The organism is Nocardia panacis (assembly GCF_003598715.1).
GTDB classification, from domain to species: domain Bacteria; phylum Actinomycetota; class Actinomycetes; order Mycobacteriales; family Mycobacteriaceae; genus Nocardia; species Nocardia panacis.
In genome coordinates, this window is the sequence record NZ_QZFU01000019.1 from 605387 (window position 1) to 619429 (window position 14043).

Below are 14043 nucleotides of genomic sequence, written 5' to 3' on the forward strand. Positions count from 1 at the left end.
CAGTTCGAAAGTCGGATCTGCGCGAACAACCCCGATGATGTCTGGCGCAGTGCGGGCGCGCCCGTCGGTCGGCTGTTCTGCTACCGCGACGAAGACCCGAACCTAGGCGTCCGCACCTGCCTGCTCGCGCTGCGCGACCAACCGGACTATCTGGCCCAGTTCTGCACTGCGGGCCCCGACAACCCGGATCTGACCCCGCGCGACGAGGCCGGACTGCTGACCTGGTTCCAACAGCACTATGCCTGACCTGTTGACCCGCGCCCACCCAACGTGCAGGGTGGGCGGATGACCGGCAAAGAGGTTCGACTCGGAGTCGAGCTGACCAACCTCGACGGCCCGCTGTTCGACGGCGCGAACACCACCAAGCGCGCCCTCATCGACTATCTGGAGGCCGTCGCCGACCGGTTGATCGCCCAATTGCGCGACCGGCCCCTGTCCGTGCTGCGCATCCGTCCCGGACAGGAACCCTTCATGCAGAAGAACCTGCCCAAATACACACCCGAATGGGTGCATCGCACCACTGTCTGGGCCGAAACCTCCAAGCGCGAGATCTCCTACGCCCTCTGCGACGATCCGCGCACCCTGCTGTGGTTCGGCAATCAGCGCGCCATCGAATACCACCCGACCCTCTACACCACCGACACCGCACGCGGACAGACCCATCTCATTCTCGATCTGGATCCGGCGCCGGATCAGCCGTTCCGCCAAGCGGTGCGCGCCGCCGAACTGGTCCGGCAGGCGCTCGCCGACGACAGACTGTCCGGCGCGGTGAAAACCAGCGGCGCGAAAGGGGTGCACATCTTCGTCCCGTTGGTCGCGGGGCTGCCGCCCGAGGATGTCGCCGCCGCCACCCGCGCGGTCGCCGCCCGCGCCGAACGCCTCGACCCGGCGCTGGCCACCACCGCCTTCATTCGGGACGACCGGGCGGGCAAGGTTTTCCTCGACGCCACCCGTTCCCATGGCGCCACCATCGTCGCCGCCTACAGTCCGCGCATCCGTCCCGGCGCGACCGTCTCGTTTCCTGTCGACTGGAATGATCTCGACTCGGTCCAGCCCGCGGATTTCACGCTCGCCACCGCGGTCGCCGCCCTCGACGGGCGCGACCCGTGGGCCGAGCGGATGCCCGCGCCGCAGACCCTGCCCGCCGACCTGGTCGCCGAGGGGCACACCATCCCCGTTGCGAGGGTCGCGGCCATGCACGAGGGCAAGCGGCGCGCCCGCGCCCGGCGCGCGGAATGAAGACGTGTGCCAAATCTCGCAGTTTGCTGGGGTTTGCCTGGCGAGGGCGGGACGGCACGCCACGGCGGGGCGAACAGTTCGATGCCGAAGCGACCCGCCGCGCTGATGAGGAACGCGCCCTGGCCGCCCGCAGGCCGGCCTTATCTACGGTCAGACTCCGTTCGACTGAGACGGAACCCTGCCGGCCGCACCGGTCGGGGCCTAGTGTTGGCCCATGACAGCGGCACGCGTGTGGTCAGTTACGTCAACAACTCCGACCGAAGAGGATGCTCAGAAGATCGCTCGAACCGTGGTGGCCGAACGGCTCGCCGCCGGCGCGGAGGTCACAGGCCCGGCAATGTCGGTTTTCTGGCACAACGACGAGTTGGGTGAAGGCCAAGAGTGGCGGGTGACCCTGAAAACTTCGGCCGCTGTCCGGGATCGGCTCGCCAACCGAATTCTGGAGTTGCACCCGTGGTCGGGCAGCCCCGAGATCATTGCCGCTCCGGTCGAGTGGGCGATCAACCGTTACGCCGAGTGGGTCGAAAAGTTCACAGCTGCACAGGAATAGGTGCCCGTGCGGCAGTGGCCCGGCGTGCGAGGTCTTCCGCACCCGCCACCCTCGCAGCAAGGGCGCGTTGAGCCGTCTCGCGGACACGGACGAGCGGCCGGACGGATGCGACATTCCCGGCGAGGGCGAAAGCCTGCTCGGCAGTGTCAAGCGCCTGAGCGCGGTCTCCTGCGTCGAGGTAGGCGTCCGCCAACCAGGTCAGGTACAGGGCTTTGTCTCTGGCCCAGGCGTCCGGGTACCCCTCGAGCGCACGCTGTAGTGGCGGAATGGCACGCTCGGGCCTGCGAAGGACCGACCAGACACGCCCCGCCATGATGTCGAGTTCTGCGTGGTTCATCCATGAGCACCAACTCGGCGAATCGTCGCCGCCATCCAGGCCCGAACGGGCGACATCGAGTGCCCGAGCGGCTCCACTCTCATCGCCGGCCGTGGCCAGTGACCACGCACGACGCGATTGCAGCATCGCCACAGCGGTGCCCGGCGCGCCCTGCCTGAGCGCGGCACAAGCGGCGTCAGCCGCCTCGATCGACTCGGATTGCCCTGTCGCATAGGCGATGTGAACCAGCGAGTTCGCCTCCAGCTCACGGTTGCCGGACTCCCTCGCCGCGCGGCGACCGTAGTTGAACAGGCCGAGCGCGATGTCATCGAATCCGGCGTCGAAGGCGGCCCAGCCGGCCTGTTGCGCTTGCTGTGCGGCCAGCTCGATAAGTTGGTCGGTGACCTCGAGCCGCCTGGAGGTGGCGCGGAGGATCTGTTCGGTTCGGGCCAGCTCGGTGAAGTATAGGTGGAAGGTGTCGCCGCCACCGTTCTCGCTGTCCAGGGCTTCCAGCGTTCTGAATTTCCGACGCATCCGTTCGACGTCGATTGCGCCGACGCGTACAAGCATCCGGCCGCCAAGCAATGGGGCAGCCAGTCCAGCAAGGGCGAGAAATTGTCTGCGCTTCGTGGCTTCGTCCTTGTCCGCATCACGTTTGGTCCGTCTCGGGTACAGCCCGAGGGATGCCTCCGAGTCACTACTCAACAGTGCCACGAGGGCTTGACGTGTTGCACGTCTGGGCCAGGCGATCTCACCGCATTCGATCCGGCTGATGGCCTGCTCGTCGGTAGCTGGTCGGTGACCCGTCGCGCGCTCGACATGGTCGCACACCAACTCGGCCAACTGGGCTTGCGTCAAGCCTGTTGCCAGCCGAAATGTCTTGAATTGCTCGTTCATCAGCTCCCCCCGCACGAGTCCGATGCGCCAATTTGCCTACAGTTTTGCGCTGTTCGCCAGCCTGGACAGCCGGAATGCTGAGATTCAGCCCCGCCGCCGGGAAGAACCCCGTGCCAAACGATTCCCCGGCGGCGGGTGCTCACCAAGCGATCCGCCTAGGGGGTGCGGTGAACACTGACGACTGCCCGATTCCCTGTACGTGCGGGCCGAAAGCGATTGATACCCAACCGAACCGATTAACCCAAATGAATGAGGAGGAACAATGAATTCGACGCCAACCACCGTCACCGCACCAGTGCGACCCCGACAGGAAGTCACCGGCATCAACCCGGTGCGGGCGCGGGCTCGGGTGCGGGCGCTGCACCACCGTGAGCTGTTGACCGCCGCGAATCTTATTGTGCCGATCCTGGTGCAACCGGATGCGCGACCGCGGGAGGAGTACTCGTATCTGCCTACCGCCGTGCCGATTTCGCAACTCGGACGGTACGTGAGCGGTTTGCGCGAACATGGTATTCGCGCGTGCAAAGTGTTCGTCTTCTGTGAATCCAAAGCCCCGGACGCCGCCGATGCGTTGCGACCCGACAACCTCATGGTGGCCGCTATCCAGACCATTCGCGCAGCCACCGGGGACATGGTGATCTCCACCGAGGTATGTGGATGCGCTTGGACCGATAGCGGCGAATGTGTGATCACCGACGCGCGTGGCCGCACCGATGTGAAGGCCACGTACCTGCTCATGGGGCAGATGGCCGTGCTGCACGCTGAGGCAGGCGCGGACATCATCGGCCCTGCCGCGATGTTGGACGGATCCGTTCAGGTGATTCGCCACGCACTGCATGAGCACGGGCACCCCGATGTAGGAGTCACCCCGAGCGTGATTTTCGATTCGGGACTATTCGCCGCCTACAAGACTGCCATGCGCACCGATCCGGGGCGGGGAAACCGCCGAGGATTCCAGATCGACGCCGAGCACCAGCGTCAGGCCCTCACCCAGGCTCAGCGTTGGATGTCCGAAGGGGCCGACGGGCTACTGATACAACCCGCCATGATGACCGTCGATGTGCTCACCCGGCTGCGAATGGACACCGATACGCCGCTCACCGCATTCTCGGTGTCGCAGGAGCAGCAGATGCACACCGCTGTCGATAACCCTGTTGTCCTCGAGTACGCGCGAATGCTGTGTCGCGCAGGCGCCGATTTCGTGATGACCTACGACGGACCCCGCATCGCGCGAGCATTGGCGGAGGGTCTGTGATGCCACGTATCGACAAGCCGTCGCGGCCGGTGCCGCCGAGGGTGGCCCAGGCCCAGAAGGCCGCGCGGGCATCGGAATTCGCGATGAGCTGCACCGACCGCACCGGGCTCGTGTTGCGAACCTTGGCCGCGAGCAAGCCCGGCGGTCGGGTGCTCGAGCTGGGCACTGGCACCGGCGTGGGCACGGCATGGCTGCTCGCGGGCATGGACCACAACGCGCGACTGATCACCATCGAGTCCGACCCTGTAAGATGCGCGGTCGCGCGCGGGGTGATCATGACCGACTCACGTGCCCACCTGCATTGTGCAGATGCTGCCGAATGGCTGACCACCGTCGTTGGCGAACCGTTCGATCTGGCATTCGTGGATTGTCGTCCGGGGAAGTTCACCCATCGCGCCGAGCTGTTCGCGCGGCTCGCGCCGGGTGCGTTGTACGTGGTCGATGACCTTCTCCCGCAACCGACTTGGCCCGACGACCACCAAGACCGCGTCGACCAGTTCCTTGCCGAGATCCAGGATGAATCCGAGCTGTTGTGCACCACGATGCATTGGAACTCGGGCATGCTGCTCGGAGTGAAGGCGTCCGAGTAGAGTGCCCGCCATGCCTTCGCGCGTTCTCCGGATCGCCACGCGATCCAGCCCTATGGCCCTGCACCAGGCCGAACAGGTTGCCGCCGCACTCGCATCCTTCGGCGCGGGAACCGAACTGGTGAAGGTGACCACGGCCGGGGATCGGTGGATGGGGGATCTGTCGAAGCTAGGAGGAAAGGGCGCGTTCGTCAAGGAGGTGGACGCCGCGCTGTTGGACAACCGAGCCGACATTGCGGTGCACTGCCTCAAAGATCTTCCCGGCGACGTGCCCATTCCCGCCGGACTCGAATTCGCAGCATTTCTCTCGCGCGAAGACATCCACGACGCTGCGATCAGCCGCACCGGCGCGATGCTGGCCGAGCTGCCCGCTGGAACCACCGTCGGAACCAGCTCGGTTCGGCGCGTCGCCCAGCTACGCCTACACCATCCGCACCTGACGCCAGTTCCGCTGCGCGGGAATGTGAATACTCGGCTGGCGCGGCTGGGAGAAGGGCACGTCGACGTGCTGATAGCGGCCGTTTCCGGGCTGCATCGCGTGGACGAGGCGCACCGCATCACCGAGACCATGGATCTGGAAACGATGTGCCCGCCCATCGGAGCCGGAATCATCGCCGTGCAGTGCCGCGACGACGACCACGATGTTCGTGACCTCACGGCCCGGATGGACGACGCGGACACCCGCCGCCAGGCCGAAGCCGAGCGGGCCATGCTTCATGCCCTGCAAGGACATTGCAATTCGCCCATCGCGGGCTACGCAGGCACCGACGCCACGGGACGGCTAACTCTACACGGCAAGGTGTTCACCGCCGACGGCGCACAATGGCTCGACTCGCACCACTGGGGTGTACCCGAGGAGCCGCAAGCCCTAGGGTTTTTCGTCGGTGCCGATCTGCTGCGGCAAGGCGCTCGCCGCATGATCGACGCCATTCCCCATTGACTGAACAACATGAAGGCCCGCCCCGCTTCGAAATCTGTGGCGGGGCGCTGTTGTTCATGTCTACCCGTACCCCCTGGTTTTATGTCGGCCTACACCACCGACACCGCGCGCGGACAGACCCACCTCATCCTCGATCTGGATCCGACGTCGGGGCAGCCGTTTCGCCGAGCAGTCGCCACCGCCGGACTGGTCCGGCAGGCCCTCGTCGCCGAGTGGCACACGATCCCCGTGGCCAGGGTCGCGGCCATGCACGAGGGCAAGCGGCGCGCCCGCGCCCGGAATTAAGACGTGTGCCAAATCTCGTAGTTTGCTGGGATTTTCCTGGCGAGGGTGCGCCAAGGAGCCCGAGCGGGCAGAACGGTCCGGCACCCGCCCCTGTCACGGCCCCTTACCGGATCGTGGCGAGATGGCCGAAGGTCCCGAATTGGCCAGATAGCCACTGGTGTGTCGGGCGCGGCACGCCGGATTTTCCGGACGCCACGGCTAATGAACAGTTTCGCTCATCGGGGACATCGACTATAAATCGCATGTGCCGTTCCCACGTGTGATCACTTGTCTGACTTCCGATCTCCCCCACCGGGAGGCGATGTGACGATCGAGCACCCCCTCGAGGACGAGGTCACCCACCTGGCGAAACGGGTCGAGAAGGCGCGCGGCAGGCTCGCCTACCAGTTCGACCCGGCGCTGACCGAGGCACTGTCCGAGGACGAGCTACAGGCCGAACGCGAACTCGCCGAACGCATTCGCGATCAGGACCGTGATCAGCGCTGGAAGTCGACGCAGGCCCACGCGGCCACCGCGGATCGGGCCAGGCAGACCACAGAAGCGATCGAGAAAGCCGACATGCGCGACCTATTGCTCGCCCGCCGGGCCATCGCGGCACAGCGCCGCGAGTCCAGCCCGCATGCCAAACTGGCCTCGCTGTACCGTCATCGGTCCTGGTCGCTGCGGGCACTGGCGGGTGTGGTCGGCGCGGGCATGCTGTGGTCGGCCGTGAATGTGCAGCACAATATCGCCCCCGGCGGGCCGTCGGATCCGCTCTACTGGTTCAGCTATCTGCTCGAGGCGATGATCAGCGTCTGTCTGATCGTCATCATGATCGGCACCAACAAGGTCGCCGAATGGGGTGTGCTCGACAATCGCAAACAGGTCGCCGCCGCCGAGTTCGCCCTGCTGGCGCTGACGGTGACCCTCAACACCTATCCGTATGTGCGCGACAGTCAATGGTTCGACGCCGCCGTACACGCCGTCGCACCGGTCATGATCGGCGTCGCGCTGCTCATCCACGACGCGGCCAGTTCCCGCTACGGTTTCGCCATCACCCGCGCCAGCGACCACGTGCGCGAACTACCCGACCCGGCCGAACAGATCCGGCGCAACCTGTCCACCGTCGCCTTCCGGGTCGACCGGCCCGCCGCCCTCACCGCGGCCCAACCCGATCCCAATGCGCCGCAGCCGCAGCCGACTCTCCAGTTGGCCGCCGGTCCCGCGGGAACCGACGACAACACCCCTCAGACCGTCGAGATCGAATTGGACGCGCTCCAGGCGGCTTTGGCCGCGGAAGAGAAGTCCGCGAAGGCTGCGGCCACCACAGCGGCCCTTGCGCCCCGCACGGAGGAGCGCCCCGCCCCCGTGAACGGCTCGGTGGTCAATGGGTCGGCTCTCAGCGCGGCCATCAATAGTTCGGGCGTGCACGGCCCCGCCAAGAAGCCCGCCGCGCCGCGCGCCAAAGCCGCCGAGAAGAACGGCGCCACGACGAAGGCCGTCGCCGCGCTCGGCCCGGCCAAGCCCAAGCAGGTCGCCAAGCACGATCCGGAACCCATTACCGCCCCCCAACCCGCCGTGAGCGCCGCCCCGAAGCGCTCCGCCGCCACCGAGAAGAACAGCCCCGCCGGCCGCAACGGCAAGGAAGCCCCCGCCAAAGAAACCACCAAGAATGGCGACGCCGACGCCGAATCCGGCCTGCGCAACATCTACGACACCGGCCAGTTCCGGGTCGCCGACATCCTCGAACAGGAACTCGCCGAACTCCAAGCCGAACGCCGCCGCGCCCGCGCCAACCGCCAACGCTGACCCGAATCCCGCCGCACCGCAGGGTGATCGCCGTCCTCCCGGCACAGGGGGACACCGATCACCTTGCGGTTGCTGACGATTCGCTTGACGCGCAGCGGCTGCCGGCGCCCCCACATTCGCCCCCGCATAGTGACGCGCCTCGGTCATCTTCGGGGGCCGGCTCATCCATCACACTGCGACGGTGCGAGCGTTCCGCTGCCGCAACCACATCCACCACACGCCTGCGACGACCACCGCGTAGCACAGCACGGGAACCCCGCAGGTGAACACCTTCATCCATCGGGGCATCGGGTCGGTCGCCGCGTCGGTGGCGTCGTAGAGCGATAGTCCGGTCGCGCCTATTCGGACGACCTCGATGTAGGCCCACGAGAACATCCACATCGAGGCGACGACGAGCGTGGAACCCAGTGCGGCCCACCACCATTCACCGATCCGCCAGGCCCGATCCACAAGGACGACCAAGAGGGGAACGAACCATACCCAGTGGTGGAACCAGGCCATCGGGGAGATGACGCAGCCTGCCATGCCAACCAGGGCCAGCGCCAGGATTTCGTTGCCGCCGTCCCGAACCCACCGCGCCGCAAGCAATCCGGCGGCCAGCAAGAGCATTGCCGCCAGGAACCACACGGATCCGGGCAGGCGCCCGTGGGTCCAGTTGGTGAGCACACCCATGAGGGATTGGTTTCCGGGATGACCCACCGGCCCGATGCGCCGCACCTCGCGCACGGCGTGCAACCAGTACTCGCGACTGTCCCCCGGCAGTACCGCGGCGCCGAGCAGAAAGGTGACCGTACCACTGCCGCAGGCGATTCCGGCCGCCTTCCATTGGCGGGTGACAAGCAGATAGGGCACGAAAACGATGGCGGTCAGTTTGATGCCCGCGACGACACCGACGGCCCACCCCCGCCACCGCGCCGATTCGGGCCGCGCCAGATCCGCGACCACCAGCCCCATCAGGATGAGGTTGATCTGCCCCTGCCACAGGGTCGCGCGCACGGCCTCCAAATCGACGGCCACCGCCGCCAATCCAACACACCACCAGCCGAGCCGGCTGCCGGGCGCGTAGCCGAGGGCGAGCGCGGACTGGCGAATGGTCACCCAAACGGCGAGCAGTGACAGTGCCGCCCAAACCAATTGGGCCGATCCGAGCGGTATCAGAGCCAGTGGGGTCAGCAGCAACGCGGCGAATGGTGTGTAGGTGAACCAGCCGTCACCGACCGACGCGGTGTAGAGCTCGCGCCCGTTCAACACCACCTCGGCGGCCTGCCGGTAGATCGCGAGATCGGCTTGGTTGACCAGCAATCCGAAGGATGGCGCCGCCGTGTACGGCACCACCAGACCCTGCACGATGAGCGCGAGCACGCCCGCGCCCAGCGCGACCGCGACGGCCCGCCACGACAGTTCGCGCAGCCGCGACTCGGCGGCGGTGCCGACCCCGGAAACCGTCATACGTTGTCCTCCAACGACTCCGGCCGCATCACCACCGAATAGGGCGGCCCGACACCGTCACACGTGACGCGGCACACCGAACACGGTTACCACAAGTCACGGTTTGCGCGCGAGCGCCCCGAGCATGGAGACGGCTTCCTGTCGGGGATGGGCGTGCCACTCCTCGGGCCGCCACGACGTGACCGAGGCGATGCCGGGCGCCACCAGTTCCAAACCGGTGAAGAACTCCCCGAATTCGGTGCCGGAGCGCAGTTGGAACGGCACCCCGCTGCGTTGATTGGCCGCGACGTTCTCGGCCAGATCCTCGGCGGTGAGGAAGTCGCTGGTGGCATGGGTCATGACCAGGAAGCTGCCGGAGGGCAGCGCGTCGCGCAGGGTGCGCACCAACCGGTAGGGCCGGTGCTCGTCGGTGATGAAGTGCATGACGGCCACCAGCATGAGCGCGACCGGCTGGGACAGATCCAGCACTCGTGCCAGGTCGGGATGGCCCAGGATGTAGTCCGGGTCGCGCAGGTCGGCGTCGAGGTAGGCGGTCGCGCCCTCGGGGGAGCTGTCGAGCAGGGTGCGGGCGTGCGCGAGCACGATCGGGTCGTTGTCGACGTAGACGATGCGCGATTCGGGGGCGATGTCCTGGGCGATCTCGTGCACATTGCCCACCGTGGGCAGGCCCGCGCCGATATCGAGGAACTGCCGGATCCCCGCCTCGGCGAGGTAGGCGACGGCGCGGCGCAGGAATTTGCGGTTCTCCAGTGCGGCGAAGCGGATGGTGGGGAAGGCCTCGGCGACCATATCGGCGGATGCGCGGTCGGCGGGGAAGTTGTCCTTGCCGCCCAGCCAGTAGTCGTAGCGGCGTGCCGGATGCGGTTTGGTGCTGTCCAGCGGATCCGGGTCCGAGTTCACTACGCCCTCAATTCATTTCGACTAGTGTCATGGTGTCAGCACGAGTTGCGAACCGGTAGCGAGTCACCATGGAACCGCAGTACAGCCCATACGATTTCGACGTTCACGCCGATCCGTACCCCTACTATGCCAGGCTGCGCGAGCAGGCTCCCGTCTACCGCAACGAGGTCGACGACTTCTGGGCGCTGTCGCGATATGCCGACATCCAGGCGGTGCTGCGCGATTCCGAACGGTTCTCGAGCGTCAATGGGCTGCGGTTGGAACCGGCCTTCTGGGGGCCGCAGGCCGAGCAGTTCTTCTCATTCTTCGCCATGGACGCGCCCAAGCACACCAGGATGCGCGGCCTGGTTGCCAGTGCTTTCACCCATCGCCGGGTGCGCGAGTTGGAGCCACGGCTGCGCGAGATGGCGCGCGAGCTGATTCGCCCGCTGGTCGAGCGCGGCAGCTTCGACATGATGACGGAGTTCGCGGCCGTCTACCCCACCGATGTCATCTCCGAATTGGTCGGGGTGCCGGAGTCGGATCGGGAGATGGTGCGCAAGCTCGGCATGGAGATCATGTACTCCGATTCGGAGTCCACCGAGTTGCGGCCGGAGGCGGTGCAGGCCATCGGCACGCTCATCGGCTACTACTCCGGGCTCATCGCCGAGCGCGGTCGGGACCGCCGCGAGGATCTGCTCTCCGGCCTGCTCGATGCGACGATCGATGGCGCACGGCTCACGCCGGAGGAGATCGTCGGGGTGCTGATCCTGCTCGTCGGGGCGGGTGTGGAGACCACGATGCTGAATCTCGGGCAGGCATGGCAGCTCGGCTGGCGGTATCCGCAGCAGCGCCGCGCGGCCCTCGACGGACGAATCGCGGAGTGGGTCAACGAGACGCTGCGCTTCGAACCTGCCGGGCAGACCCAACTGCGCACCGCCACCGAGCCGGTCGAGCTGCACGGTGTGACGATTCCGAAGGGTGCGCGCGTCATGCTGCTGCTGGCCTCCGGTGATCGCGATCCCGACGTGTTCACCAATCCTGATATCTTCGACCTGGATCGGGACACCGGTGCCTCATTGGCCTTCGGCTCCGGCAGGCATCACTGCCTCGGAAAGAACCTCGGCCTGTTGGAAATGCGGATCGCGCTGACCGAATTCGCCGCCACCATCAGCGATTACGATATCGATCCGAATGGGATCGAGCGCATTCACGCGCACAACAATCGCGGATTCGCCCACCTGCCGACCACGGTGACGGCGCGCTGAACAAGCCGACCCCTCATTCACCCGGCACGAGGCGGTGAAGTGTGCAATCTTGTTATTTCACAGCAGCATTGCAGGGGCGAGCCGACCCGGCTAGACACCCGGTAGAGGGGGTGTGGCGACATGTCGTCGAATATGTCCAGGGTGGAACCGCGCCGCGGCGACTCCCGGCGGCGCGGCGGCGCCATTAGGCGCGGACGCGCCAGGGCAGCCGAAACCGTCTGGCCCGGAATGATTCCGCCGCAGCGACTACCGCGCCGCAAGAAGGCGCGGCGCGGAGTGCACCGGGTCTGGCTGGTTTTCGGGCTGGCGGCGGCCGTTTCGGCGGCGGCCGTCACGGTGGTCCTGGTGTATACGGCGGCGGCGACCAATCCGCGCCAGTCGGCGGTCGTCGTCGATCCGGTGCTCGGCGGCGGCCCCGGCTGTGAGCCGGTGCGCAGTCCACAGTTCGTGCGCGGCAATGGCGTCGGCTCCACCGATTCCGGCCCCGACGTCATCCTCGCCTTCCAGCACGCCTACTACGTGGCCCGGTCCGGAGTGGCGGCGCGGCAGGTCACCACGCCGGACGCTTCGGTCTCGCCCGCGGAGGTGATCGACACCGGAATCACCTCGGTCCCAGGCGATACCAGGCACTGCGTCCTGATCACCCCCATGCTCGACGGGCGATTCGATGTGGTGGTGTCGGAGATCAGGCCGGACGCGGCGGTGCACACCTACCGGCAGTTCGTCACGGTGACGGCCATGGGGACCTCGATCGCCATTTCCAAGATCGAGCGGCCTGCGTAATTCACCCTTGCACCGCGAGCCGCACCGATCCGTCGGCCTCGGCCAGCAACCGATGCGCCTGCGCCTGCGTGACACCGGCCAACCGCATGACGATCGCCGTCTTGGCATGCCCATCCGCCGCCGCCAAAAGCACTGCGGCCGTATCCGAATCGACTCCGGTAGCCTCGGCGACTATCCGCTGCGCGCGATCGACGAGCTTCACATTCGACGGGTTCACATCGACCATCAGGTTGCCGTACACCTTCCCGGACCGGACCATCGCCGCGGTCGAGAGCATATTGCACACCATCTTCTGCGCCGTCCCCGCCTTCAACCGGGTAGACCCGGTCAAAACCTCTGGGCCGGTTTCGATTTCGATCCCCACATCGGCGTATGCGGTCAGTTCGGCATCCCGATTGCACGACACCGACACCGCCGCAGCCCCGACCGAGCGCGCGTACTGCAACGCACCGATGGCATAGGGTGTGCGCCCACTGGCGGCCAACGCCACCACCACATCGTCCGCACCGAGTTCCGGTGTGAGCGCGGACAATTCGCGGGTAGCGGCCCTCGGATCGTCCTCCACGCCCTCGACCGCGCGCCACAGCGCGCCCGGTCCGCCCGCGATCAGTCCGATGACCTCGCCCGGATCGGTGCCGAACGTCGGCGGGCATTCCACCGCGTCGAGCACACCCAACCGGCCGCTGGTCCCCGCACCCACATAGATGAGCCGACCACCGCGACCGCGCGCCGCCACGATCGTCTCCACCGCGCGCGCGATATCGGGCACCGCGCGCGCCACCGCCGCCGCCACGCCCGCGTCCTCGGCGTTCATCGCGCGCAATAATTCGGTCACCGACATCGAATCCAGCGCGGTCGTGCGCGGATTGACCGACTCCGTGGTCAGTTCGCCGATCTCGCTCACCGCTGGCACTCCTGCTCTGGTCTCACCGAAACGCTCCAAACCTGTTCCATAGCGCCGCTGTGGCGCGATCGCCTCATAGGTGCGCCGCAGCGCCTGCGCCGACGCCGGAGTGCGTTGCAGCACACCGACATACAGCGCGTCGACCACCAGTAGCTGACTCATCCTGCTGGCCATGGCCGCCGACCGGAATCCGTCCTCGCGGCCCGCCACCAGCAGCGTGTGCGCCGCCGACCTGGCGAGTCGCGACTGCGGTGCGCCCGTCACCGCGACCGTCGTCGCCCCCGCCTCGATGGCCCGCCGCGTGGCATCCACGATCGAACTGGTCTCCCCCGAATGCGAGAACGCCACCAGCACATCGCCCTCGCGCAGCAGACTGGTCTGCACCAGCGCGCCGTCCTCGGAAGTGTAGGAGTGCGACCACATGCCGATCCTGGTCAGCTTCTGATCCATATCCATGGCGACCAGACCGGATGCGCCGATCCCGATGATCACCACCCGTCGCGCCGCGACCAGCGCCCCGACCACGGCCTCCATTGTCGTCGGATCGGCCAGGTCGGCGGTGGCGAGCATGCCCTCGGTCTCGAAGGCCGTCAGCTTCTGCAACACCTGCCCCAGTGCGTCGTCGGCGACGATATCGGTCGCGAAGACCGGCGCACCCGGTTCGGTGCTGGCCGCCGCCAGCGCCAAACGCAACTGCGGGTAGCCCTCGTAGCCGAGGATCTTCGCCAGCCGCACCACCGCGGAGGTGCTGGCATCGGACCGCTCGGCCAGCTGATTCACCGTCAACTGGGCCGCGCCCGCCGGGTCGTCGCGGATCACCCCGGCCACCCGCAGCGCCGTCGGGGTCAGGTGCGGCAGGGCCGCGAGCAATCGGGTACGCACATCGTCACCTTCGGCCATGGG

General features: G+C 66.9%; 13 protein-coding genes and 1 pseudogene. 9 read left to right on the forward strand and 5 right to left on the reverse strand.

Annotated elements, in window-relative coordinates; translation table 11 throughout:
• Positions 1-285: 285 nt before the first annotated feature.
• Positions 286-1239 (forward strand): DNA polymerase domain-containing protein, encoded by a 954-nt coding sequence (locus D5S18_RS17550; RefSeq protein ID WP_120042043.1) that lies wholly within the window; start codon positions 286-288, stop codon positions 1237-1239.
• Between the two features lie 214 nt (positions 1240-1453).
• Complete coding sequence (gene cutA, locus D5S18_RS17555) at positions 1454-1789, forward strand: divalent-cation tolerance protein CutA (RefSeq protein WP_120042044.1); 336 nt, start codon at positions 1454-1456, stop codon at positions 1787-1789.
• Here cutA and D5S18_RS17560 read toward each other — a convergent pair.
• Positions 1770-3002 (reverse strand): NsdA family TPR-like regulatory protein, encoded by a 1233-nt coding sequence (locus tag D5S18_RS17560; protein WP_147403986.1) that lies wholly within the window; start codon positions 3000-3002, stop codon positions 1770-1772. The two genes, cutA and D5S18_RS17560, sit on opposite strands and share 20 nt — an antisense overlap.
• 262 nt (positions 3003-3264) lie before the next feature.
• Here D5S18_RS17560 and D5S18_RS17565 point away from each other — a divergent pair, with 262 nt between their 5' ends.
• The 5 genes from D5S18_RS17565 (at position 3265) to D5S18_RS17585 (ending at position 7857) form a co-directional block, all read left to right on the forward strand.
• The gene (locus tag D5S18_RS17565) at positions 3265-4257 is read left to right on the forward strand and encodes a porphobilinogen synthase (protein ID WP_120042046.1); all 993 of its coding nucleotides are present in this window, start codon (positions 3265-3267) and stop codon (positions 4255-4257) included.
• Between the two features lie 41 nt (positions 4258-4298).
• On the forward strand, positions 4299-4847 hold the full coding sequence (locus D5S18_RS17570) for an O-methyltransferase (protein ID WP_203236781.1): 549 nt from the start codon (positions 4299-4301) through the stop codon (positions 4845-4847).
• Positions 4848-4857: 10 nt separating this feature from the next.
• On the forward strand, positions 4858-5784 hold the full coding sequence (gene hemC / locus D5S18_RS17575; RefSeq protein WP_120042227.1) for a hydroxymethylbilane synthase: 927 nt from the start codon (positions 4858-4860) through the stop codon (positions 5782-5784).
• Between the two features lie 81 nt (positions 5785-5865).
• Entirely contained in the window at positions 5866-6069 is a 204-nt protein-coding gene (locus D5S18_RS17580; protein WP_120042048.1) for a hypothetical protein, read from the forward strand.
• Between the two features lie 303 nt (positions 6070-6372).
• A complete protein-coding gene (locus tag D5S18_RS17585) occupies positions 6373-7857 on the forward strand; it encodes a hypothetical protein (protein WP_120042049.1) in 1485 nt (494 codons plus the stop codon).
• Between the two features lie 168 nt (positions 7858-8025).
• Here the strand turns inward: D5S18_RS17585 and D5S18_RS17590 are convergent, their stop codons facing one another.
• Together D5S18_RS17590 and D5S18_RS17595 are read right to left on the reverse strand one after the other, a co-directional pair.
• Entirely contained in the window at positions 8026-9306 is a 1281-nt protein-coding gene (locus tag D5S18_RS17590) for a glycosyltransferase 87 family protein (protein WP_120042050.1), read from the reverse strand.
• Positions 9307-9402: 96 nt separating this feature from the next.
• Positions 9403-10206, reverse strand: a complete 804-nt coding sequence (locus tag D5S18_RS17595; RefSeq protein WP_239003821.1) for an SAM-dependent methyltransferase — start codon at positions 10204-10206, stop codon at positions 9403-9405.
• Positions 10207-10274: 68 nt separating this feature from the next.
• On the opposite strand from D5S18_RS17595, the gene D5S18_RS17600 reads away from it, so the two are divergent.
• Positions 10275-11453 carry a cytochrome P450 gene (locus D5S18_RS17600; protein ID WP_120042051.1) on the forward strand — a complete coding sequence of 393 codons (1179 nt, stop codon included), beginning with the start codon at positions 10275-10277 and terminating at the stop codon, positions 11451-11453.
• A 120-nt stretch (positions 11454-11573) separates the two neighbouring features.
• On the forward strand, positions 11574-12236 hold the full coding sequence (locus D5S18_RS17605; RefSeq protein WP_239003822.1) for a DUF8176 domain-containing protein: 663 nt from the start codon (positions 11574-11576) through the stop codon (positions 12234-12236).
• Between the two features lies 1 nt (position 12237).
• Here D5S18_RS17605 and murQ read toward each other — a convergent pair whose 3' ends face one another.
• Together murQ and D5S18_RS35755 are read right to left on the reverse strand one after the other, a co-directional pair.
• On the reverse strand, positions 12238-13140 hold the full coding sequence (gene murQ, locus D5S18_RS35750) for an N-acetylmuramic acid 6-phosphate etherase (RefSeq protein WP_239003855.1): 903 nt from the start codon (positions 13138-13140) through the stop codon (positions 12238-12240).
• 138 nt (positions 13141-13278) lie between these two features.
• Positions 13279-14040 (reverse strand): annotated as a pseudogene (locus D5S18_RS35755) (MurR/RpiR family transcriptional regulator); the annotation flags it as partial.
• Positions 14041-14043: the final 3 nt, after the last annotated feature.

Excerpts from the sequence above, each read along its gene's own strand:
- D5S18_RS17550 (WP_120042043.1), top strand. The coding sequence starts at position 286 with ATGACCGGCAAAGAGGTTCGACTCGGAGTCGAGCTGACCAACCTCGAC.
- cutA (WP_120042044.1), top strand. The coding sequence starts at position 1,454 with ATGACAGCGGCACGCGTGTGGTCAGTTACGTCAACAACTCCGACCGAA.
- D5S18_RS17560 (WP_147403986.1), bottom strand. The coding sequence starts at position 3,002 with ATGAACGAGCAATTCAAGACATTTCGGCTGGCAACAGGCTTGACGCAA.
- D5S18_RS17565 (WP_120042046.1), top strand. The coding sequence starts at position 3,265 with ATGAATTCGACGCCAACCACCGTCACCGCACCAGTGCGACCCCGACAG.
- hemC (WP_120042227.1), top strand. The coding sequence starts at position 4,858 with ATGCCTTCGCGCGTTCTCCGGATCGCCACGCGATCCAGCCCTATGGCC.
- D5S18_RS17580 (WP_120042048.1), top strand. The coding sequence starts at position 5,866 with ATGTCGGCCTACACCACCGACACCGCGCGCGGACAGACCCACCTCATC.
- D5S18_RS17590 (WP_120042050.1), bottom strand. The coding sequence starts at position 9,306 with ATGACGGTTTCCGGGGTCGGCACCGCCGCCGAGTCGCGGCTGCGCGAA.
- D5S18_RS17600 (WP_120042051.1), top strand. The coding sequence starts at position 10,275 with ATGGAACCGCAGTACAGCCCATACGATTTCGACGTTCACGCCGATCCG.
- D5S18_RS17605 (WP_239003822.1), top strand. The coding sequence starts at position 11,574 with ATGTCGTCGAATATGTCCAGGGTGGAACCGCGCCGCGGCGACTCCCGG.